This window comes from Streptomyces sp. NPDC002520, assembly GCF_053595235.1.
Genome location: NZ_JBSFXG010000001.1, coordinates 554723 through 577813 on the forward strand (window position 1 = coordinate 554723; position 23091 = coordinate 577813).

The following is a 23091-nucleotide window of genomic DNA, read 5'->3' on the forward strand; positions in this document are numbered from 1 at the left end:
ACACGGGCCAGGCTCGTCCGGCGGCAGCCGGAGATCACTGCTCGCGCACGGGGACGGACACGTACGACGGGTCGTCCGGGGGCGAGGAGAAGGTCAGCTGCGCGCCGGACGGGTTGTGCTCGATGTACAGCGGGTCGACGGTGTCGACGACCAGCGCGAGACGGTGCCCGGCGGGGACGTCGTAGGCCGAGGAGAACAGGTCGAGGTCGACGCCGAACGCCTTTCCGGGCGTCCGCCCGTGCCAGGTGCTGGGCGCGTGGGTGACCAGCTTTCCGAGGCCGAGCGGGCCCACGTCGTACAGGTAGGCGATGAAGGTGCCGCTCTCCGCGGTCGGGGTGAGCGTCGTGTGCAGCCTCGCCGTGCCGCGCACCTGCTGCGCGGTGCCGTACCGCTCCGACTGCCACACGGCCGCCCAGCGGCGGGGCAGCAGCGGGATCGAGGCCATCGGCGGCAGCCGGCCGACCTGGTCCAGGATGCTGGAGAGGAAGACGACCCCGCCGTCCGCGCCGGAGTCGACGTTCGTGTGGACGGTCGGGGAGCCCGCGAGCGCGATCTTGCGGTCGATGGCCCCGACCGACTTCCAGTCCGGGTAGCCCTCGTAGCCGCCGGGGCCGCGGGACTTCAGCTGGACGGGCTGTTCGCGGTCGATGCCGTTGTCGACGCCCCTGAGGTAGTGGTCGAACCAGCGCCCGGTGTCCGTCCACACGTCGTTGGGCAGTCCGAACAGGCCGGTCATCTCGGCGGTGGCGTGGTCGCCGGGGCGCAGCTCCAGACGCTTGGGTCCGGTCAGCTTCTGATAGAAGTCGGCGTACTGGTTCACCGGGAAGATCGAGTCGCCCCAGGCGTTGGCGAGCAGGACCGCGGCGCCGTTCCGGTTGAGCCGGTCGACGTAGGTCGCCGGCGAGCGCTTCCGTCCCCAGTCGATCATCTCCTGTTCCTTGGAGAGGTCGGAGGCGTAGAAACGGTCGAAGATCTGCCTGACTTCGGGGCTCTCCCGGCCCGTGAGGACGCCCGCGCCGTCCAGCAGGGCGCCCGCCTGGACGTGCTGGGTGCGGCCCGAGTAGATCGAGCCGATGAGGTCGGCCCAGCCGCTGAGCGCCGCGACGGCCTTGATGCGCTTGTCCTGCGCGGCGGCGAGCAGGCTGATGCCCGCGCCGTAGGAGACGCCGGCCATGCCGATGCGGCGCGGGTCCGCCGGGGTGTTCGCGAGCGCCCAGTCGATCACCTTGGAGGCGTCCGCCGTGTCGGGCGGACCCGCCACTTCTATCTGTCCGCCCGACTGCCAGAACCCGCGCACGTTGTAGGTGAGCACGACGTACCCGGCGTCGGCCAGCTTCCGCGCCTGGGCGAGATACTCCACCTGCGGCAGGCCCCAGCTCGTGGGCAGCACGATGAGCGGGTAGTCGTGTGTGCCGTCGGCGCCCGCGGGCGTGACGACGTTCGCCTTCAGTACGATGCCGCCGTCGCCGGTGATGTCGACGAACCGGACGGACGGCGCGGCCTGGGCGGCCGGCGCCAGTCCGACGACGGTGCCGGCGATGAGTGCCGCCGATACGACTCCCGCGGCCGAGGTGCGCACAGCTGCGCGTGCGGTTCCCATGGGTCACTCCTGACCTGAACTCGTGCCAGTGCAAAGTGACCCGACAGTAATGGGCACCCCTTACCGCAAGTAACCCGTGGGTAAGTTACGTGCGAGTAAAGATTGTTGGGCGTTACGACGCCCGGTGCTTGCTCCGGGACTCCGTGGTGGCCGGCAGCGGCGCCTGGGCCACCCGCGTCACGTCCGCGACCAGTTCGACAAGATCGGGGCCGTACGCCTGGGAGTTGACCACCTTCAGCAGCAGCACGAAGGTGCCCGAGCCGTGCTTGCGCGCCAACCGCTCGTGATTGCGGGCGAGATAGCGGGTGGCGGCCTGGTTGGTGATGGCACGCTGGCCGCAGAAGAGGAACACCGGCCGGGTCTCCGCGCCCGCCGAGAGCCGGGCGAGCAGGACGTACTCCGTGACCCCCGCCTCCATGCGGTAGCGCTCGTCGCCGATCTGGAACGCACCCCGGTCCGGGCCCGGTTCGGGGTCGACGTTCATGCGTATGCCGGGCAGCATCGCGGCCATGTGGGCCAGCATCCGCCGGTTCGAGGCGGGCCCGCCCACGCAGAACTCGGTGCGCTCCCCGAAGCTCTGCTGGGGCGTGTCCTGCGTGACCATGTTGAAGTGCGCACCGCAGTCCTTGATCAGTGCGGAGAGCTCCAGCAGGGCGAACACGTCGAAGCGGTGGACCGCCGGTTCCGAGGTGGAGGGGTCGCGGTTGACGACGAGCATGGACTCCGAGTTCTCCGGCAGACCGAAGAAGGCCTGTTTGCGGCGCAGCTTGCGCTTCCACAGATAGGTGCGGGCGAACCAGCCCAGCGCGGTGCTGATGCCGGCGGCCACGACACCCAGGACGATGTTGCGTACGTCGTCGTTCATGGGGGCGCATGGTAGCGGGCCCCGGTGACGGGTACGTACCTCTGTTCGAAGTGTGACGTTCGTGCAGTGGGTGACTCAGGCGCTCTGTCGGTACCGCCGGTAGTCTGGTTAGGCTGCGCGGACGGTTCCGACGGGAGGTTCGTATGGGTCGTCCAGGCACGCGGAAGCTGGCGGTTCTGGCGGTCTCGGCCGCTGTGGTGACGGTGGGGGCGGCGGCTCCGCCGGGCGCACCGGACGCCACCGCCCCGAAGGTCCCCGTGGCGGTCGGTTACGGCGGCGCGGTCGCGAGCGTCGACGCGGACGCCTCGGCCGCAGGCATCGAGGTACTGAAAAAGGGCGGCAACGCGGTCGACGCGGCCGTCGCCACCGCCGCGGCGCTCGGCGTCACCGAGCCCTACTCGGCGGGCGTCGGCGGAGGCGGTTACTTCGTCTACTACGACGCCAGGTCCCGCACCGTGCACACCATCGACGGCCGCGAGACCGCGCCGCTGACCGCGGGCTCCGACCTGTTCACGGAGAACGGCAAACCGCTCGCCTTCGGCGACGCCGTCAGCAGCGGTCTGAGCGTCGGCACCCCCGGCACCCCGGCCACCTGGCAGACGGCACTGGACACATGGGGCAGCAGGAAACTCGGCAAGGTCCTCGAGCCCGCCGAGCGCATCGCCCGCGACGGCTTCACCGTGGACGACACCTTCCGCTCGCAGACCGCCTCCAACGAGACCCGGTTCCGCTACTTCCCCGACACCGCCAAGCTGTTCCTGCCGAACGGACAGCTCCCGGTCGTCGGCTCCACCTTCAAGAACCCGGACCTGGCCCGGACCTACGAGGAACTGGGCCGCAAGGGCGTCGGCGCGATCTACCACGGCGACCTGGGCGACGACATCGTGTCGACCGTCAACAAGCCGCCGGTGGACCCGGGTTCGGGCTGGAACGCCCGTCCCGGCAAGCTCTCCGACAAGGACCTCGCGGCCTATCGCGCCAAGCTCCAGCAGCCTACGAAGACCTCGTACCGGGGCCTGAAGGTGTACTCCATCGCACCCTCCTCCTCCGGCGGCACCTCCGTCGGTGAGGCCCTCAACATCCTTGAGCGGACAAACCTCTCCAAGGCGAGCGAGGCGCAGTACCTGCACCACTACATCGAGGCGAGCCGTATCGCCTTCGCCGACCGGGGCCGCTGGGTCGGCGACCCCGCCTTCGAGGACGTACCGGCGAAGGAACTGCTGTCGCAGAAGTACGCCGACTCGCGCGCCTGTCTGATCAAGGACGACGCGGTCCTCACCAGCCCGCTCGCCCCCGGCGACCCGCGCCACCCCGCCGCCTGCGCCGCCGGCGGTACGGCGGCCCCGACGACGTACGAGGGCGAGAACACCACGCACCTCACCGTGGCCGACAAGTGGGGCAACGTCGTCGCCTACACGCTCACCATCGAGCAGACCGGCGGCAGCGGCATCACCGTGCCCGGCCGCGGCTTCCTGCTCAACAACGAGCTGACCGACTTCTCCTTCGCCCCGGCCAACCCGGCCGTGCACGACCCGAACCTGCCCGGACCGGGCAAGCGGCCGCGCTCGTCGATCTCACCGACCATCGTCCTCGACCGGCACGACAGGCCCGTCGTGGCGGTCGGTTCGCCCGGCGGCGCGACCATCATCACCACCGTGCTGCAGACCCTCACCGAGTTCCTCGACCGGCATCTGCCGCTGGTCGACGCCATCGCCGCCCCCCGCGCCAGCCAGCGCAACGCGGCCCAGACCGAACTCGAACCCGGCCTGTACGACAGCGACATGAGGAAACAGCTCGAGGCCATCGGGCACAGCTTCAAGCTCAACCCCGAGATCGGCGCAGCGACCGGCGTCCAGCGACTGCCGGACGGCAAGTGGCTGGCCGCGGCCGAGAAGGTACGGCGCGGTGGCGGCTCGGCGATGGTCGTGGACCCGACGCCCTAGACGCCGGACCCCGACCCGGACGTCAGGTCCCGACCTCGACGTCAGATCCCGACGCCCAGGACGTCGGCGCCGATGCCCGTCGAGCGCCGATGTCCCGGGCGTCACACCGTCCTGGGCGTCACGCCTCGGCCGCGGGCGGCGGCGGGGCGTGCCGTGCCCGGAAGTCCAGATGTCCGTCCCGCACGTCCACGGTCACATGGCCGCCCTCGGCGATCGTGCCCTTCAGCAGCAGCCTGGACAGCTGGTTCTCGACCTCGCGCTGGATGGTGCGGCGCAGCGGCCGGGCGCCGTACTCCGGCTGGTAGCCGTGCTCGGCCAGCCAGTCGACGGCCGCCTCCGTGAACTCCACGGTGATGCCCTGACCGTCCAGCAGCCGGCGGGTGCCCTCCAGCAACAGGTTGGTGATCTGCCGCAGTTGCTCGCCGGTGAGCTGCCGGAAGACCACGATCTCGTCGATGCGGTTGAGGAACTCCGGCCGGAAGTGCTCGCGCAGGGGCCGCAGGATCCGCTCCCGCCGTGCCTGCTCGTCGGCGTCCGCGCCGCCCGGCCCGAACCCTATGCCGGCACCACGCCGCGTGATCGCCTCGGAGCCGAGGTTGCTGGTCATCACGATGACCGTGTTGGTGAAGTCCACCGTGCGGCCCTGGGAGTCGGTGAGCCGGCCGTCGTCCAGGACCTGGAGCAGGATGTTGAAGACGTCAGGGTGCGCCTTCTCCACCTCGTCGAGCAGCAGCAGCGAGTACGGGTGCCGGCGCACCACCTCGGTCAGCTGCCCGGCCTCCTCGTGGCCCACGTACCCGGGCGGGGCGCCCACCAGCCGGGAGACGGTGTGCCGCTCCTGGTACTCGCTCATGTCGAGCCGGACCATACGGTCCTCGCTGCCGAACAGGGCCTCGGCGAGCGCGCGGGCCAGCTCGGTCTTGCCGACGCCGGTCGGGCCGAGGAAGAGGAAGCTGCCGATCGGCCGGTCCGGACTGGACAGCCCCGCCCGGGAGCGCAGCACGGCCTCGGAGACCACGCTCACCGCCTCGTCCTGGCCGACCACCCGGTGGTGCAGGTGCTCCTCCAGGCCGAGCAGCCGCTCCTTCTCCTCCTGGGTCAGCCGGCTCACCGGGACGCCGGTCTGCCGCGACACCACCTCGGCGATGGCCTCCGCCGTCACCTCCAGGTGCTGCCCCTCGTCGGCCTCCCCCTCGTCGCTGACCTCCGTGATCCGCTGCTTCAGCCCGCCGATCCGGTCGCGCAGCTGGGTGGCCTGCTCGTACTGCTCGTCGGCGACCGCCTGGTCCTTGTCCCGGACCAGCTGCTCCAGCTCGCGCTCCATCGCGCGTACGGCCGTCCCCTTCGTCCTGGCGCCCAGCCGCACCCGGGCGCCGCCCTGATCGATCAGGTCGATCGCCTTGTCCGGCAGCCGGCGGTCGGTGAGATAGCGGTCGGACAGCTCCACGGCGGCCACCAGCGCCTCGTCCGTGTAACGGACCTGGTGGTGGGCCTCGTACCGGTCGCGCAGTCCGCGCAGGATCTCGATCGTGTCCTCGACGGTCGGCTCGGGCACCAGGATCGCCTGGAACCGGCGGGCCAGCGCCGCGTCCTTCTCGATCCGCCGGAACTCCTCCAGGGTGGTCGCGCCCACGATGTGCAGCTCGCCCCGGGCCAGGGCCGGCTTGAGGATGTTGCCCGCGTCCATCGCGCCGCCCTCGGCGCCGCTGCCGGCCCCCACCACCGTGTGCAGCTCGTCGATGAAGACGATCAGCCGGTCGGAGTGCGCCCGGATCTCCTCCACGATGTTGTTCAGGCGCTCCTCGAAGTCGCCCCGGAACCGGGTGCCGGCGACGACCCCGGTCAGGTCCAGGGACACGACCCGGCGACCGGCCAGGACGTCCGGGACGTCACCGTCCACGATGCGCTGCGCGAGCCCCTCCACGATCGCCGTCTTGCCGACCCCCGCGTCACCGATCAGCACCGGGTTGTTCTTGCCCCGCCGGGACAGCACCTCGATGGTCTGCTCGATCTCCGTGTCCCGGCCGATGACCGGGTCGATACGGCCCTGCCGGGCCAGCTCGGTCAGATCGCGGCCGTACTTGTCGAGCGTCGGCGTGGAGGTGGGGCGCTGGCGCTCCGGGCGGGCCTGGACGGCCTCCGTGGTCTCCGGCGGCACGTTGCTCGCGGGGAAACGGGCCGCGTGCAGGATGTGCCCGGCCGCCGAGTCCGGGTTCGCGGCCAGCGCGCTCAGCACGTGCTCCGGGCCGATGTACCCGGCGCCGCTCGCCCGTGCCAGCTCGTGCGCGTCCAGCAGGGCCCGCTTGACCGCCGGGGTGAGCGACAGCGAGGTCGGCGGCGGCCCCTCGCCCGGCTGGTGCTGGACGGGGCCCGCACGGCCGTCGATCTCCGTCGCCAGCGAGTCCGGGTCCGCGCCCGCCCTGCTGAGCAGGCTCCGGGTGGGCTCGGCCGACAGCGCCGCGCGCAGCAGGTGCTGGGTGTCCAGGTCCCGGCTGCCGTGCTCGGCGGCGTACTGCGCGGCCCCTCTGACCAGCTCCCGGGCCGGCTGGCTGAGCAGACGGCCGATGTCGATGTGGCGCTGGCCGGGCTGTCCGGGCGTGGTGCCGGTTCCGCCGAAGAAGCGGGCGAAAAACTCTCCGAATGGGTCGCCCTCCGGGCCGAGGTAGCCGCTGTTCATCGTGTCCGTCCTTCGCCGAAGGATGTGCGGAGCGGCCACGGGTGCCGGGAGGCCGCTCATGCCACGATGACACGATCCGTTGGAGGGGGCATGTTCGCTCGTGAGGGCGGGCCTTTTGCCTACGGCCCGCAGACGAGGGGGGTACCCGCGCTCACCCTAAGGAGTGTGAAACACGATCGACCCAGCGGGTTGACGACGATGGTCTTGGCAAGGACCTCGGTGGGGCTTACTTTCGTCCCTCTACGGCCGTCTCTACGGGCGTAGAGGCTCGGACGTCGCGTCGAAGGAGCAGCTCATGGCCAACGTCGTACGTGCCGCACTGGTCCAGGCCACCTGGACCGGCGACACCGAGTCCATGGTGGCGAAACACGAGGAACACGCGCGTGAGGCGGCCCGCCGGGGTGCGAAGATCATCGGTTTCCAGGAGGTCTTCAACGCCCCCTACTTCTGCCAGGTCCAGGAGCCCGAGCACTACCGCTGGGCGGAGCCGGTGCCCGACGGGCCCACGGTGCGCCGCATGCGGGACCTCGCGCGCGAGACCGGCATGGTGATCGTCGTACCGGTCTTCGAGATCGAGCAGCCCGGCTTCTACTACAACACCGCCGCCGTGATCGACTCCGACGGCAGCTACCTCGGCAAGTACCGCAAGCACCACATCCCCCAGGTCAAGGGATTCTGGGAGAAGTACTACTTCAAACCCGGCAACCTGGGCTGGCCCGTCTTCGACACCGCCGTGGGCAGGGTCGGCGTCTACATCTGCTACGACCGCCACTTCCCCGAAGGCTGGCGGCAACTCGGGCTCAACGGCGCCCAGTTGGTCTACAACCCCTCCGCCACCCACCGCGGCCTGTCCTCCTACCTGTGGCAGCTGGAGCAGCCCGCCGCGGCCGTCGCCAACGAGTACTTCGTCGCCGCCATCAACCGGGTCGGCCAGGAGGAGTACGGGGACAACGACTTCTACGGGACGTCGTACTTCGTCGATCCACGCGGACAGTTCGTCGGCGACGTCGCCAGTGACAAGTCCGAGGAACTCCTCGTACGCGACCTGGACTTCGACCTCATCGACGACGTGCGGCAGCAGTGGGCCTTCTACCGCGACCGCCGTCCCGACGCCTACGAAGGGCTGGTGCAGCCGTGAACGACCTCTTCGACCGCCACCGCCAGGTGCTGCCCGACTGGCTCGCCCTCTACTACGACCGTCCGCTGGAGCTCACCCACGGCGAGGGACGCCACGTCTGGGACTCCGCCGGCAACCGCTACCTGGACTTCTTCGGCGGCATCCTCACCACCATGACCGCCCACGCCCTGCCCGAGGTGACCAAGGCGGTCAGCGAGCAGGCCGGCCGGATCATCCACTCCTCGACCCTCTACCTCAACCGTCCGATGGTCGAACTCGCCGAGCGTATCGCCCAGTTGAGCGGCATCCCGGACGCCCGCGTGTTCTTCACGACCTCCGGCACCGAGGCCAACGACACCGCCCTGCTGCTCGCCACCACCTACCGCCGCAGCAACACGATCCTGGCCATGCGCAACAGCTACCACGGCCGCTCCTTCAGCGCGGTCGGCATCACCGGCAACCGCGGCTGGTCCCCGACCTCCCTGTCCCCGCTGCAGACCCTGTACGTCCACGGCGGCGTCCGCGGCCGGGGCCCCTTCGCCCACCTGGACGACCGCGCCTTCACCGACGCCTGCGTGGCGGACCTGAAGGACCTCCTCGGACAGACCCGGCCGCCCGCCGCGCTGATCGCCGAACCCGTCCAGGGCGTCGGCGGCTTCACCTCCCCGCCCGACGGGCTGTACGCGGCGTTCCGCGAGGTGCTCGACGAGCACGGGATCCTGTGGATCGCCGACGAGGTGCAGACCGGCTGGGGCCGCACCGGCGACCACTTCTGGGGCTGGCAGGCGCATGACCGCAACGGCCCGCCGGACATCGTCACCTTCGCCAAGGGCATCGGCAACGGCATGTCCATCGGCGGGGTGATCGCCCGCGCCGAGATCATGAACTGCCTGGACGCCAACAGCATCTCGACCTTCGGCGGCACCCAGATCACCATGGCCGCCGGCCTCGCCAACCTCGCGTACCTCGTGGAACACGACCTCCAGGGCAACGCTCGGCGGGTCGGCGGACTGCTCATCGAGCGGCTGCGCGCCGTCGGCGCCCAGCTGCCCGGCGTCCGCGAGGTGCGCGGACGCGGACTGATGATCGGCGTCGAGCTGGTCAAGCCCGGCACGGACGAGGCCGATCCGCGGGCGGCGTCCGCCGTCCTGGAGGCGGCCCGCGAGGGGGGCCTGCTCATCGGCAAGGGCGGCGGCCATGACACCAGCGCCCTGCGCATCGCCCCGCCGCTGTCCCTGACCGTCGCGGAGGCGGAGGAAGGGGCGGCGATCCTCGAACACGCCCTGAGAGGCGTGCACCGGTGAGCGGCACGTACCGGTCGGCGAGCAGCGCGTACTAGAGAACGCCGAGGTCCCGAGCACCTGCGGAGCACGTACGAGAGAACCGAGAGAAGGAGGTCCACGGCCATGACCACCACCTCGGAGCCCCGTCCCGCCGGCCGGCAGCAGTCCGAACCCGCCCCCTCCGTGCGCCAGGTGCTGACCCTTGAGCGGGTGCTCGCCGGGGAGCCCGAGGTGGTGGCCGGCGCCGGGCAGCTCGACAGGCCCGTGCGCCGGGTGCACGTCGCCGAGGCCCCCGACGTCGGAGTGATGCTCAGCGGCGGCGATCGACTTCTACGGCACGACCTGCTTCGTGGACCCCGAGGCCCGGTTCGTCGGCGAGCCGGCGAGCGAGAAGGAGACCGAACTCGTCGTCCGCGACCTGGACATGGCGGGGCTTCGCGAGGTCCGCGACCGCCGGCAGTTCCACAGGGACCGGGCACCGGGGGCGTACACGCCGCTGACCGCACCCTGATCGCACCGACCGCACCGTCCACCCCGGGAGGAGAGGGACCATGAGCAGCCGTACCGTCATCCGCGGCGGTCTCGTCATCACCGCGTCCGACGAGATCCACGCCGACGTCCTGATCGAGGACGGCCGCATCGCCGCCCTCGCCGCCACCGGCACGCCCGCCGCCGAGGCGTTCACCGCCGAGAGGGTCGTCGACGCCACCGGGAAGTACGTCATCCCGGGCGGCGTCGACGTCCACACCCACATGGAGCTGCCCTTCGGCGGCACCTTCGCCTCCGACACCTTCGAGACCGGCACCCGGGCCGCCGCCTGGGGCGGGACGACCACGATCGTCGACTTCGCCGTGCAGAGCGTCGGGCACAGCCTGCGCGAGGGCCTGGACACCTGGCACGCCAAGGCCGAGGGCAACTGCGCGATCGACTACGGCTTCCACATGATCGTCTCCGATGTGAACGAGGAGACGCTCAAGGAGATGGACCTGCTGATCGAGGAGGGCGTGACCTCGTTCAAGCAGTTCATGGCCTACCCGGGGGTGTTCTACTCCGACGACGGCCAGATCCTGCGCGCGATGCAGCGCTCCGCCGAGAACGGCGGCCTCATCATGATGCACGCGGAGAACGGCATCGCGATCGACGTCCTCGTGGAGCAGGCGCTGGCCCGCGGCGAGAGAGACCCCCGCTACCACGGGGAGGTCCGCAAGGCCCTGCTGGAGGCCGAGGCCACCCACCGCGCCATCCGGCTCGCCCAGGTGGCCGGCGCCCCCCTGTACGTCGTGCACGTCTCGGCGATGGAGGCGGTCGCCGAGCTGGCGCGGGCCCGCGACGAAGGGCGACACGTCTTCGGTGAGACCTGCCCGCAGTACCTGTTCCTGTCCACCGACAACCTCGCCGAGCCCGACTTCGAGGGCGCCAAGTACGTGTGCAGCACGCCGCTGCGGCCGAAGGAGCACCAGGCCAAGCTCTGGCAGGGCCTGCGCACCAACGACCTCCAGGTCGTCTCCACCGACCACTGCCCCTTCTGCTTCGTCGGCCAGAAGGAGCTGGGCCGCGGCGACTTCTCCAAGATCCCCAACGGTCTGCCGGGCGTCGAGAACCGCATGGACCTGCTGCACCAGGCCGTCGTCGACGGGCACATCTCCCGCCGCCGCTGGATCGAGATCGCCTGCGCCACCCCGGCCCGCATGTTCGGCCTCTACCCCACGAAGGGCACCATCGCCCCCGGCGCCGACGCCGACGTCGTCATCTACGACCCGCACGCCGAGCAGATCATGTCCGCGCAGACCCACCACATGAACGTCGACTACTCGGCCTACGAGGGCAAGCGGACCACCGGCCGGGTCGAGACCGTGCTCTCGCGCGGCGAACCCGTCATCACCGAGCGGGAGTACACCGGGCACGCCGGCCACGGCGTCTACACCCCGCGCTCCACCTGCCAGTACCTCGACTAGGAGCAGAGCCCATGGACTTCGGACTCGTCCTGCAGACCGACCCGCCGGCCTCCCGGGTCATCAGCCTGATGAAGCGGGCCGAGCGCAACGGCTTCCGCTACGGCTGGACCTTCGACTCCGCCGTGCTCTGGCAGGAGCCGTTCGTGATCTACAGCCAGATCCTCGCGAACACCACGAAGCTGAGGGTCGGCCCGATGGTCACCAACCCGGGAACCCGCACCTGGGAGGTCACCGCCTCCACCTTCGCCACCCTCAACGACATGTTCGGCAACCGCACCGTCTGCGGCATCGGCCGCGGCGACTCCGCCATGCGTGTCGCCGGACGCAAGCCCAACACCCTGGCCCGGATCAGCGAGGCCATGAAGGTCATCCGCGCCCTCGGCCGGGGCGAGCCGGCCGACCTCGGCGGCGGCACGGTCGTCCGGTTCCCCTGGATCAAGCCGGGCGCCGAACTCCCCGTCTGGATGGCCGCGTACGGCCCCAAGGCGCTGAAGATGACCGGCGAGGAGGCCGACGGGTTCATCCTCCAGCTGTCCGACCTGTATCTCACCGAGTACATGGTCAAGGCGGTGAAGGACGCGGCCGTCGCCGCAGGGCGCGACCCGGCGGAGGTCACCGTCTGCGTCGCCGCCCCCGCCTACGTCACCGAGGACGACTCGCCCGAGGCGCTCGCCCACGCGACGGACCAGTGCCGGTGGTTCGGGGGCATGGTCGGCAACCACGTGGCCGACCTGGTCGCCAAGTACGGCGAGCACTCCGGCCAGGTCCCCGACGAACTCACCGACTACATCAAGGCCCGCGAGGGGTACGACTACTCCCACCACGGCCGGGCCGACAACCCCGACACCGCGTTCGTGCCCGACGAGATCGTCGACCGGTTCTGCGTCATCGGGCCGGCCGAGAAGCACATCGAGAAACTGAACGCGCTGCGCGCGTTGGGCGTCGACCAGTTCGCGGTGTACGACATGCACGACGCCCAGGAAGCCACCATCGACGCCTACGGCACGACGGTGATCCCGGCCGTCAACGGCTGACCGCCCCCTTCCCTGTCCGCCCTCGCCTCCTCCCACCCCCTGGTCACCCCTCCCCGCCGTCCCGGGGAGGGGCTGGTGCCCGCACGGCCTCCCGACCCACCCCTCATCGATTGGCCTGCTCATGACCGACACGGCTCCCACGGCCATACCGCCGACCGCTCAAGTCACCCTCGCCGACGGCCGGGTGGAGATCGCCCCCGGTGCGCCGCAGCCCAGCGGCCCCTACGCCAACGAGGACCTGCTCCCCGTCCCCGTGTCGAGGCGCACCTGGACGACGTACAACTTCTCCGCGCTGTGGGTCGCGCAAGAAGAAACACGAACATTGGCGCGGGGCGCTGACCTGCGGGTTCGTGGGGGTGCTCGTCAGGCGGGAGATGCCGGGTCCGGTTCGTCCGGGTTCGGCCTGTCGCCGTGGGCTGTTGCTGTTGCTGTTGCTTTCGCGTCTGGCTGAGCCGACGCCGGTGGCCTTGGCCCCTTTTCCCCGAGCAGCACCAGGGGCTGACTGGGCTGACTGTCGTCCCGCTCCGTCGTATGACCCCGAGGGCCCAGTGTCGAACTCTCGGGGAAGTCGCTTACCCCGCACGAGACTCCGCGAACCGAGGTGGCTTCATGTCCTCCAGTGCACCGTCAATACCCGAGACGTCCACGGTCCAGCAGACCTATCCCGATGGCCGCGTGGCCCTCGCCGAGGGGGTCGTCCTGGACGATGCCCGGTTCGCCAACGACGACCTGGCGCCGGTGCCCGTCGAGAGACGTACATGGGGTGTTTACAACTATTTGAGCCTTTGGGTGGGAATGGCTCATAACATCCCGTCCTGGACCCTGGCCTCCGGTCTCGTCGCGCTCGGCATGGACTGGAAGCAGGCGGTCCTCACCATCGCACTGGCCAACCTCATCGTGCTGGTGCCGATGCTGCTCACAGGGCATGCGGGGACGAAGTACGGGATTCCGTTCCCGGTGTTCGCGCGGGCGTCGTTCGGGATGCGGGGTGCGAATCTGCCGGCGCTGATTCGGGCTGCGGTGGCGTGTGCCTGGTTCGGTATCCAGACCTGGATCGGCGGCGAGGGGATCTTCCTGCTGGCCGGGAAGCTCTTCGGCAGCGGCTGGCAGAGTGTTGGTCAGGTCGCCGGGCAGCCGTGGACACTGTGGCTGTCGTTCGGTCTGTTCTGGGCCCTGGAGATCGCGGTGATCGCGCGGGGCATGGAAACCCTGCGACGGTTCGAGAACTGGGCCGCGCCGTTCGTGATCGTGGGCGCGCTGGCGTTGCTGGTGTGGATCGCGGTGAAGGCGGGTGGGTTCGGTCCGCTGCTGTCGCAGCCGTCGGCGCTGGGATGGGGGAGCGGTTTCTGGAAGGTGTTCTTCCCGTCTCTGATGGGCATGATCGGGTTCTGGTCCACGCTCTCGCTCAACATTTCGGACTTCACCCGTTTCGGCGGCAGCCAGCGCGCCCAGATGCGTGGTCAGGCCCTGGGTCTGCCCACCACCATGACGCTGTTCGCACTGCTCTCGGTGCTGGTCACCTCGGGCTCGCAGGCGGTCTACGGCGTCGCGATCTGGGACCCGATCGCGCTCGCCGCGAAGATGGACAGCGTTGCGGGGACGCTCTTCGCCCTGCTCGTGGTTTTGGTCGCCACCCTGTCGGTGAACATCGCGGCCAACGTCGTCAGCCCGGCCTACGATCTCGCCAACCTGGTCCCGCGCTTCATCAACTTCCGTACCGGCGCGCTGATCACGGGCGTGGTCGGGATCGCCATCATGCCGTGGAAGCTGATCGCCAACCCGCACGTCTACATCTTCACCTGGCTGGGCGTCGTCGGCGGCCTGCTCGGCACCGTCGCGGGCATCCTGATCGCCGACTACTGGATCGTCCGCCGCACTGAACTCGCCCTGGCCGAGCTGTACAGCCCTGCCGGCCGCTACTGGTACACGGGTGGCTGGAACCTGCGCGCTGTCCTCGCCCTTGCCGTCGGCGGCGTCCTCGCCATCGGCGGCTCCTACTCCACTATCGACGCCAACGGCACCGCACAGGGCCCCTTCCCCACCGACGGCCTCATCCCCTTCCTCAAACCCCTCGCCGACTACGGCTGGGCCGTCGGTCTCGCCTCCTCCCTCCTCCTCTACACCCTCCTCAACCATGGCGAACGCACCAGGCGCTGAGAGCCCGAAACCCCGCAGCCGCCCCCGCCTCCCGGCGCCTCGCCGCGAGGCGGGGCGTTCACGCCATCCGCAGGGCGAGGACCCGGGGTGATCTCCTGCGGCAGGGGAGGCGGCCTTGCTGCAGTGACACCGGGATAGGAAGCCTGTACCCGGCGTAGAGGCCGACTCGTCCGCCCCTAACTTCGGCCTGCCAGACGCCGACCCGGGCGTGCCCACCGTGCCGCTCATCCCCGGCCGGCCGACTGCGCCGGCCACCGCGCCCGCGGCCTACCTCGCGCAGCCGTCGTCGCTGCTGCCGCACGGCCAGAGCGGGCAGCTTGCCCCGATGGGGCCCGACCCGCGCGGACGATCGGTGGGCCATCGAACTTACGACTCTGGGAAACAGAAATGCTGGCTGAGACCCATCTCGACGTAGCGATCGCTACTCGCGTTGCTGGGGTGGGCGGTCCGGCTGGAGACCGGACCGCCCACCGACCTGGCTGCGATGCTTGCGCGGCAGCACGGTTGTTGCCGTGCCACGCGGACGCAAGAGGCGGTGCTTATGGGGTCAAGGTTGTTCCCAGGTGAGCCCCGGCCGGTGTGCCGAGCTGGGTCGATCCGTAGTAGGTGGACGTGGACAGGCCCAGGCCCGTGCTGTTGCTCGGGACGCCCAGGAGTGCGCCGTTGCCCGTGTCTTCGCCCGCTGCGCCGATCGTCAGGTCGGCGCGGCCGTAGCCGGAGAGATCCGTGAGGGATACGGACGAGCCCAAGTTGTCGCCTGTCTCGGTGGAGCCAGGGACGCCGGTGGTGTCCTGCGAGATGGCCTGGGCGCCGGTTCCGGTGAGTCCTGTCGAGCTGCCCTTGAGGAGGATCGATGCGCCCGCGTCGGACTGGTTCACCGAGTTGCGGGTGATGTCCTCGTTCGGCGCGCCGGTCAGGACGTCCGCGTAACCGTCGGCGTTGTAGTCGCCGACCGAGACGGCGGTGCCCATGGCGTCGCCGGACTCGGCCGCGCCCGGCACGCCGGAGGTGTCCTGGTGGACGACCGTCGCGCCGGTGGAGGTCAGACCTGTGCCGGCGGTGCCGTAGACGGCGGTGACCTGGCCGCCCGCGTGCGCGCCGGACTCGGAGGTGTAGGGCTGGCCGACGGCGATGTCGTCGATGTCGTCGCCGTTGATGTCACCGGCGGCGAGGGAGCGGCCGCCCTTGATGGACAGGAGCCCGGCCTTGGCGAGGCCACCTCTGCCGCCCTTGAACCAGACCAGGCGGCCGATGCCGGCGGCGTCACGGTAGGTGAGGGCGACGTCCGCGTACCCGTCGCGGTTGAAGTCGCCGGATGCGGCGTCCTCGTAGGCGAGTTGGGTGGTGGCCGTGGTCAAGGTGCCGTACTGCGTGGTGGAGCCGGTCAGACGGGTGTTCCAGCTGCCGCCGCTGCCGGTGCCCGCGGAGAAGACGTCGGCTTTGCCGTCGGCGTTGAAGTCGCCGACGGTGACGGCGGAACCGAGCTTGGCGCCCGCCGCGGTGGTGCCGACCGTGGTGTACGAGAGGCCCGAGGTGAGGCTGGGGCCGTAGAGAACGGTGACGGCGCCGCGGTCGGCGTTGCCGGAGGTGTCGTCCTCGCCGGGTGCTCCGATGGCGAGGTCCGCGTAGCCGTCCCCGTTGATGTCGCCTACTGCCGTGGCGGCGCCGAACGAGTCGCCGCTCTCCGCCGTACCCGGGACGCCCGAACTGGCCTGGGTCAGCGTCTTCCTGGCGGCTGCAGAGGGTCCCGTCAGTGAGCCGGGGACGACGGTGAGGCTGCCGCTGGCGTTCTTCGGCATGCCGGCGACGAGGTCGCTGACGCCGTCGCGGCCCAGGTCCGCGGTGGGGCGGACGGCGGAGGCGGTGGGTGAGGTGGTCAGTGCACGCAGGTTCGCGAGCCGGTCGTGCAGGTTGGCACCGGGGCAGGCGGTCGCCATGAGGTCCTGGTGGCTGGTGATCCGGTCGGTCTCGACCTGCTGGCCCGCGGTGTAGCGGCCGTTGTCGAACTCGGCGGTCAGCGTCGTCTTCGACAGCGGGTCCGCGCCGTACAGGCCGAGCTTCCACCCGGCGATACGGGAGATCGCGGCGAGCGCGGCCGAAGTGGGCTTCGCGGTCTCCATGTTGCCCAGCAAAGAGACGCCGACCGTGTCGGGGTTGAAGCCGAGGGTGTGCCGGGCCTTGACCGGCTTGTCGACACCGCCCTTGCTGCCCTCGAAGATCTGCCCACACTTGTCGACGACGAAGTTGTACCCGATGTCGCCCCAGCCCTGGGTCTTGACATGGAAGGCCTGGATGGACCGGACCATGGCTGCGGACTGCGCACAGCTGTAGCTGTTACTGCCCGCCTCGTGATGAACCACGACGGCCTTGACTGCCGGGCTGTAGACGGTAGGGCACTGCACGATCGACTCGTCCGCGCCCCAGGCGGCGCGGGAGATGATCGCCGGCTTGGGGACAGGCCCGGTGGCCGGCGTTGCGGGCGCAGTCGACCGGCCGTCCAGGCAACGCGGCCCGGTCACCGAGGTCGGCGACGGCGACGGGCTTGCGCTCTCGGCGGTGAACGCGGCGAACTCGCTGCCCGCGGTGGGCGACCCGCCCGTCCCGGGGTCGACCAGGTCCAGACGCATCGACGCGGGGAGGGACCGTTTGCCGCTCACCCGGGCCTCGATACCGTCCGACGGGCCCACCCACAGCGGCTCAGTACTGCCGCGCATGCCTTTGCCCGAGCCGTCACGCCCCAAGTCGGGCGGCGTGTCGGCGATTTCCAGCCCGCGCCAGCCACTCCAGGTGCTGCTTCCGGCGGCATGCGTGCGGATCTCCACCTTGCCGCTGAGCCGGGCCTTGGCCGACGGCCAGCTCACGGCCACCATCGAGAAATCCTCGGTGGTGGTCTGCTGCCGCTCACGCGCCGTCGCGGACGAACCCTCCAGGGCCAGGGTGCGGACGGCGGCGGGACGAACCTCGCGCTGCGAGTCCTCGGGCGAGGAAGTGGTGCCGATGGCCAGGGCGGCCAGCGCGCCGGAACCGATCAGCGCCGTGGCGAGGGAGGGCAGGACGATCCTGCGCATTCTTCGCTGCGGCAGCCGACGTCTGCCCAATCCTGTATTACTGCTGTTCGCCACAAATTCCCGTCCTGGTATCTCGATGTACATGGTCTGCACCAACTCCAGCGCACCAGGCACCACATCTGTCACATCCTGCTGGCGCCGCTCACGATGGGCATCGGACGCATTCGTGACTGAATGCGGGGCTTTAACGCCACATACTGGGAGGCAACCGTCGGCATGAAAGGGACGATTGCGTCCAGGCGCGAAGGTCTCAGCGTTGTTTGGGCGGAATTCCCGCAGTACAGGTGGCGCGTCCGTACGGGCCCGAGGCCGTGGGCATCTGGACCTCTCTGACACGCAGGTCGACGCGGCAGGAGGCGTGGCCGCCCTTGGCGCCGAGTTGCACGGTCACTGTGGCAGGGCCGCGCCCTGGCCGACATGCGGCTGGGATCGGACCCCTTCACGGGGAACCGTTACGCCTTCACCGGCGGCAACCCGATCAGCGGCGTCGAGATCGATGGTCACAACTGGTGTGAAGACGGCGCCTTCTGCCCCTGGGACGACAACTTTGCCTCTGCTTGGGTCGGCACCGTCACGACTGTCGCCGACACGCTTGCCAGCCCCGTGGTCGCCGCAGAGCCGATCCTGCGGGAGAAGTGCCCAGGATGCTTCGGAACTCCCGGTAATCCCAACGGAGTGGATCTGGGATTCGAATGGGTCTCGGGCACCGGCCCCAAGCATCGGGACTTCGGCGGAAACGACGCCTTCACGCAGTACAACAAGGAAACGGGGGTCATGGAGAACAACGGTCTGAATCAGTCGCTGAACGCGAAGACCCTCTTCATGGACTTCACGTCGAACTTGTCCGCGGCGTTCCTCGGTTCCTCCAACATGGACTACACGGTGAAGTCCGTCGACAAGGAGGCGGGGACGGCGACCATTCAGTTCCATGTGGAAAACAAAAGCACCACGAACTCTGGAACGCATATCTCCCCGGGGATGGGTGGGTACAGAGACTGGTGGGACGAGCACATCGCCCAACCTCTCAACGACTATTGCCTCACGGGGCGTTTCAGTAAGAAGACGCAGAACATCACGTGGACGGAGACGGTCGACCTCGATGATCCCAAGGCTCCGTCGCAGTCCTCGTCCTCGTCCTCGTCGTCGGAGGATTCGAGTAGCCTCCTGGACACTGTGGCAAGTTTCCTGGGCAGCCTCTTCTGACGGCAGGCTGACGCGCTCGTTCCCGCCGGTCGACCGGTCGGGACGCGCCTCGAAAAACGGCGGAGCTGTCCCCCGGGGATCCCTGGGGGACAACCCCGCCACCCGGAACGACTGGAAGTAGATGTCGTGAAGCTCGACGTATTTCGCATCGGCGCAGGCCTTGCGACTGCCACTCTGACGATCGTCGCCTCGACCGCTTGCGGGCCGAGCAAACCCGCCCCTGTATTTCCGAAGGCCGTACAGCATTCCCAATTGGTCGGCCGATGGGACGGTGGCCAGAAATGCGGCTCGCCGGTCGTTCGCCTGCGTGACGATTACACCTTTTCCGCCAACGGCTTTCCGGTCGCGTGGGACGGCCCCGAGCCGGGCGCGAAGGTGACGCGCCGCTCAGGCGAAGGGAAATGGCATGCGGTCAACAAGGACCCCGGCCTGCCGCCCTACATGGTGCTTCGTTTCGACAACCGGAACGACCATCAGTTCATGCCGTTCACCCTGGAGCGGGGGAAGCTGCAGATGAATTGGAGTGTCGAGGCGAGCGGAGGGGATCCCTATTCCTTCCCCTGTGACTTCAGGCGCATGTCCGCCGACCCCGACTTCGGCCGATAGCGGGCCCACCCGAGGCTGTGACAGTGATCACAGCGCGGACCCGTGACGATCCCGCGCCCGGTCCGCGGGCCTGTTGGGAGGACGTGGAAGACCTGCGGTCCTCCCGAGGAACCAGGGGACCGGGGGAACCAGGCCGGTTCATACACGAGGGGTGGGACCGGTGGACCGAGTCAGCCGCACGCTGCGGGCCGCCGACATGAGCCGGTAGGCCTCCAGGTTCGCATCCCGCACGACCGCGAAGGCGCAGCTCCCCCTCGACTTCTCCGCGGCCGGCCTACGAATCGTCGACCGCGTGGTTCAGGGCCCGCACCTTCGTCGCCGCGAAGCCCACGGAGGTCTTGCCCGACAGGACCTGTCTGACCCGGATGAATCTCGCCGGGCAGCGACGCTCCCATCCGGGCGGAGTGACAGTGAGGGTGATCGACTACCAGGTCGACGGCGGCGAGACAACCAGGCTGCTGACCGACCTGCTCGACCCCGAGGGCCTGGCCCGCCGAGGAGCTGGCAGCCCTGCATCACGAGCGCTGGGAGATCGAATCCGCCTACCGACAGCTGAAGACCTTTCAGCGGGGAAGGACCGCGGTGCAGCGGTCGGTGTCGCCGGAACTGGTGCGGCAGGAGATCTGGGCTCCTGACCCTCCATCACTGTCTGAACCGGATCATCATGCGGCTGGCAGACGGCGAAGGTCTGGACCCCGACCGGATCTCGTTCGTCAAGGTCCTTGAACACACACGCAGTGTTGTTCTCCAGGTAGGCCGGTCGCCCCGCCGTCTGCGGCAGTTCATGCAACAGATGGCCACGAAAGGGTACGCAAGCTCGACAACGGTCTGCGACGGCTACGCGAGGCGGACCGCTGCACCCGCCATGCGGTCCCGCAGTGGCGGGCTGTGCCAGCCGACTTCCCGCCGTGGGACCGGGTGAATGTGTTCTGTGCGCCGTGGGTCGGCGTGGACAACATGTTCACCGCCTACGGAGACAACCACCGGCGGCTGAGGCGTCTCGTCAGCAAGGCGTTCACCGCCCGACGTACCGTCGAGACGGTGCCGCGGATCGAACAGATCACGGACCGCCTCGTTCAGCAGATGGCCCGGTCCCGGCCCGGCGAGGTCGTCGAACTGCGCGAGGCCCTCGCCTTCCCCCTTCCGATCCAGGTCATCGGCGATCTCATGGGTCTGCCCGAGGAGGCGTGGCCCCGCTTCCGAGCCGTGGTCGACGGAGTCTTCGACACCACGCTCAGCAGCGAGGAGGCCCGCGCCAACACCATGGCCCTGTACGGCATCCTCACCGAGCTGGTCGCGTCGAAGCGGGCCACCCCCGGCGAGGACATCACGTCGGCACTCATCCACGTACGCGACGACGAGGGCGACGGTTCCGTTCTCACGGAGCAGGAACTCCTGGACGCGCTGCTCCTGGTCATCAGCGCCGGCTACGAGACGACCGTCAACCTGCTCGATCAAGCCGTCACAGCACTGCTCACCAGCCCCGACCAGCTCGCTCACGTCCGCGAGGGGCGCGCGTCGTGGGACGACGTGATCGAGGAGTCCCTCCGATGCGCCGCACCCATCAGCCACCTGCCGCTTCGGTACGCCGTCGAGGACATCTCCCTCCCGGACGGGGTCGTGATCCGCCGGGGCGAGGCGATCCTCGCGTCGTACGGCGCCACCGGCCGGCATCCGAACCTGCACGGCGCCACCGACGGAGCATTCGACGTCATGCGGGAGGACAAGCAGCACCTCTCCTTCGGACACGGCGCGCACTTCTGCCTCGGCGCTCCCCTCGCCCGCGCTGAAGCGCGGTCCGCGCTTCCCGCCCTCTTCAACAGCTTCCCGGACATGGCCCTCGCAGTGCCGCCCGAGGAACTTGAGCCGGTGGCGAGCCTCCTCGTCAACGGGCACCGCATGGTGCCCGTGCGGCTGCAGCCCATGCGCCGACCCGGCTGAGGCGAGCCGAATGGAAAACGCCCGGTTCAGCGGCCGTTGTCAGTGCCTCTTGGCAGGCTACTCATGCACGCGCGGTGACCCAGAGAATCCACCCAGTCGCATGCTGTACGGATCCGTGCCGGGTGGCTCGGCGAACGGAAGGGCGCACCGAGGTGACGAGAATGTCCGGCGCACTCCACGAACTGGTGGAGTCGGTAACCGACACGTACACCGTGGTTGCCGAACACCCCCGCCCTGGCGCCATGAGGCCGTCCCTCTGGGAACTCCAAGTGCCCGGGGCCGACGGTGGTTTGCCAAGCAGCATGCGGGCCCCAAGCTGCACCGGCGGGAGGTCCATGCATACCGGAAGGCTCGACCTGACTCTCACCATGTTTGGGGACTGGCACATCGGCACCGGCGCGGGACGCCACAGCATGGTCGATCGCAGCGTCCAACTCGACGATGACGGGCTCCCGTTCATCCCCGGGAAGGCGCTGGCCGGTGTGTGGCGCGACGGGTGCGAGAGCGCCGTGTGCGCCCTCGGCGAAGGTGAACGCGGCCCCTGGCACGCGTGGCTGGAGTACCTTTTCGGCAGCCAACGGGGCCTGGAGCGACGCGGCGTCGTCGAAGAGGCAGGAACGGGTCGCCCCCGCCCGGCGGCCTTGTTCGTCGACAGCCTGCACTACCCCCGTAGCGTCGTCACGGCGTTGCGCGACAAGCCTCGGCTGCGGCAAGCGACGACGTTCCTCAAGCCCGGGCCCCCTGATCCCGTAACGGATGTGAGGCTCCACCGACTTCGCGGTGGAGCCTCACACCCCTCACGGGGTCGGTCCGACTACGGCCCGGGGTGGCCGTTTCCGGCCAACCGAGCCATGACCGGGTCGACATCGAGCTCACCTGAAAAGCGGTGTAGTCGATCCGCGCAGTGCCCGTGAGCCCAGGTGGCCGGAATGTCACTCCGGGCCTGGATCCGGCGAGGTGCCCTCCAGGGGATAGAAGGCCGGCGGGTTCCTGGGGTCGGCGACCGTGAACGGCTGGAATTCAGGGTCGGTGATCGCGCGACAGATGAACTCGGGGACGGACATGTCGATGCGGTGCCACTCCTCGCCCCACATCAGTCGCACAACCAGGGGCCAGGTGGCGGGGTCGGCGGAACGGTCGGCCAGCCAGTAGAACCGGCCTTCCGTTTCAGACCTGCCCCACATGATCAGGCCTTTTCCCTCAGCCGGGTCATACAACCTGAACGGGCTGAAATACTTGGCCATCCATTCCGGCTTCTCTTCGGACTCCCGCCGCAGGGTGCGCCAAGAGCGCACCAGCGAATCCACATTCTCACCATTTTGGAGAGCGAAGATGTAATAGGAAAAGGACCCCGGACCGAAGCGGACGCAAATCTCCTTCCAGCCGGTCGGCAACTGCGTGCCCAGCTCGGACTCGATCGCCGTCCAGTCGCACTCTCGTCGGGGCCCCCGCCAGTCTGTCGCCTCCTGCAGGCGATCCACCCATTGCTGCGCTGCTCTTGCTCCCATGTCAGGCACGGCCACCCGCCAGCTCACGGAGTATTCGGAATGTTCGCACTGACGATCGGCACTCCGGCTGAGGTGACGGCAGTCATGTCGATCGAGCTCGGTATGGGACTGTTGCCACTATGCTGGTGCTCTAC

Annotated in this window: 15 protein-coding genes and 3 pseudogenes; 13 read left to right on the forward strand and 5 right to left on the reverse strand. The window is 69.3% G+C overall.

The window, feature by feature from the left end; genetic code table 11:
• Nucleotides 1-34: 34 nt before the first annotated feature.
• Nucleotides 35-1600: a CocE/NonD family hydrolase gene (locus ACWD5D_RS02260; protein ID WP_451370868.1), complete on the reverse strand. Its 1566-nt coding sequence runs from the start codon at nucleotides 1598-1600 to the stop codon at nucleotides 35-37.
• A 112-nt stretch (nucleotides 1601-1712) separates the two neighbouring features.
• The gene (locus ACWD5D_RS02265; RefSeq protein ID WP_451370869.1) at nucleotides 1713-2465 is read right to left on the reverse strand and encodes a hypothetical protein; all 753 of its coding nucleotides are present in this window, start codon (nucleotides 2463-2465) and stop codon (nucleotides 1713-1715) included.
• Between the two features lie 143 nt (nucleotides 2466-2608).
• On the opposite strand from ACWD5D_RS02265, the gene ggt reads away from it, so the two are divergent.
• Nucleotides 2609-4408 carry a gamma-glutamyltransferase gene (ggt, locus tag ACWD5D_RS02270; RefSeq protein WP_451370870.1) on the forward strand — a complete coding sequence of 600 codons (1800 nt, stop codon included), beginning with the start codon at nucleotides 2609-2611 and terminating at the stop codon, nucleotides 4406-4408.
• 118 nt (nucleotides 4409-4526) lie between these two features.
• Here ggt and ACWD5D_RS02275 read toward each other — a convergent pair whose 3' ends face one another.
• The gene (locus ACWD5D_RS02275) at nucleotides 4527-7085 is read right to left on the reverse strand and encodes an ATP-dependent Clp protease ATP-binding subunit (RefSeq protein WP_451370871.1); all 2559 of its coding nucleotides are present in this window, start codon (nucleotides 7083-7085) and stop codon (nucleotides 4527-4529) included.
• 295 nt (nucleotides 7086-7380) lie between these two features.
• Between ACWD5D_RS02275 and ACWD5D_RS02280 the strand changes: the two genes are divergently transcribed.
• The 8 genes and pseudogenes from ACWD5D_RS02280 to ACWD5D_RS02315 all read left to right on the forward strand — a co-directional run bounded on the left by ACWD5D_RS02280 (nucleotide 7381) and on the right by ACWD5D_RS02315 (nucleotide 14631).
• A complete protein-coding gene (locus ACWD5D_RS02280; RefSeq protein WP_451370872.1) occupies nucleotides 7381-8223 on the forward strand; it encodes a nitrilase-related carbon-nitrogen hydrolase in 843 nt (280 codons plus the stop codon).
• Nucleotides 8220-9506, forward strand: a complete 1287-nt coding sequence (locus ACWD5D_RS02285; protein WP_451370873.1) for an aspartate aminotransferase family protein — start codon at nucleotides 8220-8222, stop codon at nucleotides 9504-9506. The genes ACWD5D_RS02280 and ACWD5D_RS02285 overlap by 4 nt, the downstream gene beginning before the upstream one ends.
• A gap of 102 nt (nucleotides 9507-9608) precedes the next feature.
• Nucleotides 9609-9833, forward strand: a pseudogene (locus ACWD5D_RS02290) (PucR family transcriptional regulator ligand-binding domain-containing protein); the annotation flags it as partial.
• Nucleotides 9811-9996: pseudogene (locus ACWD5D_RS02295) on the forward strand (acyltransferase); the annotation flags it as partial. The pseudogenes ACWD5D_RS02290 and ACWD5D_RS02295, both read left to right, overlap by 23 nt.
• Before the next feature lie 40 nt (nucleotides 9997-10036).
• Entirely contained in the window at nucleotides 10037-11440 is a 1404-nt protein-coding gene (gene hydA, locus ACWD5D_RS02300; protein WP_451370874.1) for a dihydropyrimidinase, read from the forward strand.
• A gap of 11 nt (nucleotides 11441-11451) precedes the next feature.
• Nucleotides 11452-12474 carry a TIGR03842 family LLM class F420-dependent oxidoreductase gene (locus tag ACWD5D_RS02305; RefSeq protein ID WP_451370875.1) on the forward strand — a complete coding sequence of 341 codons (1023 nt, stop codon included), beginning with the start codon at nucleotides 11452-11454 and terminating at the stop codon, nucleotides 12472-12474.
• 121 nt (nucleotides 12475-12595) lie between these two features.
• Nucleotides 12596-12808: pseudogene (locus tag ACWD5D_RS02310) on the forward strand (nitrate reductase); the annotation flags it as partial.
• Between the two features lie 275 nt (nucleotides 12809-13083).
• Entirely contained in the window at nucleotides 13084-14631 is a 1548-nt protein-coding gene (locus ACWD5D_RS02315) for an NCS1 family nucleobase:cation symporter-1 (RefSeq protein ID WP_451370876.1), read from the forward strand.
• A 539-nt stretch (nucleotides 14632-15170) separates the two neighbouring features.
• Here ACWD5D_RS02315 and ACWD5D_RS02320 read toward each other — a convergent pair.
• The gene (locus ACWD5D_RS02320) at nucleotides 15171-17699 is read right to left on the reverse strand and encodes an FG-GAP-like repeat-containing protein (protein WP_451370877.1); all 2529 of its coding nucleotides are present in this window, start codon (nucleotides 17697-17699) and stop codon (nucleotides 15171-15173) included.
• 417 nt (nucleotides 17700-18116) lie between these two features.
• Between ACWD5D_RS02320 and ACWD5D_RS02325 the strand changes: the two genes are divergently transcribed.
• The 4 genes from ACWD5D_RS02325 to ACWD5D_RS02340 all read left to right on the forward strand — a co-directional run bounded on the left by ACWD5D_RS02325 (nucleotide 18117) and on the right by ACWD5D_RS02340 (nucleotide 22363).
• On the forward strand, nucleotides 18117-18902 hold the full coding sequence (locus ACWD5D_RS02325) for a hypothetical protein (protein ID WP_451370878.1): 786 nt from the start codon (nucleotides 18117-18119) through the stop codon (nucleotides 18900-18902).
• A gap of 126 nt (nucleotides 18903-19028) precedes the next feature.
• Nucleotides 19029-19508 carry a hypothetical protein gene (locus ACWD5D_RS02330; RefSeq protein WP_451370879.1) on the forward strand — a complete coding sequence of 160 codons (480 nt, stop codon included), beginning with the start codon at nucleotides 19029-19031 and terminating at the stop codon, nucleotides 19506-19508.
• A gap of 888 nt (nucleotides 19509-20396) precedes the next feature.
• Nucleotides 20397-21449 (forward strand): cytochrome P450 family protein, encoded by a 1053-nt coding sequence (locus ACWD5D_RS02335; protein ID WP_451370880.1) that lies wholly within the window; start codon nucleotides 20397-20399, stop codon nucleotides 21447-21449.
• A gap of 368 nt (nucleotides 21450-21817) precedes the next feature.
• Entirely contained in the window at nucleotides 21818-22363 is a 546-nt protein-coding gene (locus tag ACWD5D_RS02340; protein ID WP_451371019.1) for an RAMP superfamily CRISPR-associated protein, read from the forward strand.
• A gap of 18 nt (nucleotides 22364-22381) precedes the next feature.
• Here the strand turns inward: ACWD5D_RS02340 and ACWD5D_RS02345 are convergent, their stop codons facing one another.
• Entirely contained in the window at nucleotides 22382-22984 is a 603-nt protein-coding gene (locus tag ACWD5D_RS02345; protein WP_451370881.1) for a hypothetical protein, read from the reverse strand.
• Nucleotides 22985-23091 lie beyond the last annotated feature (107 nt).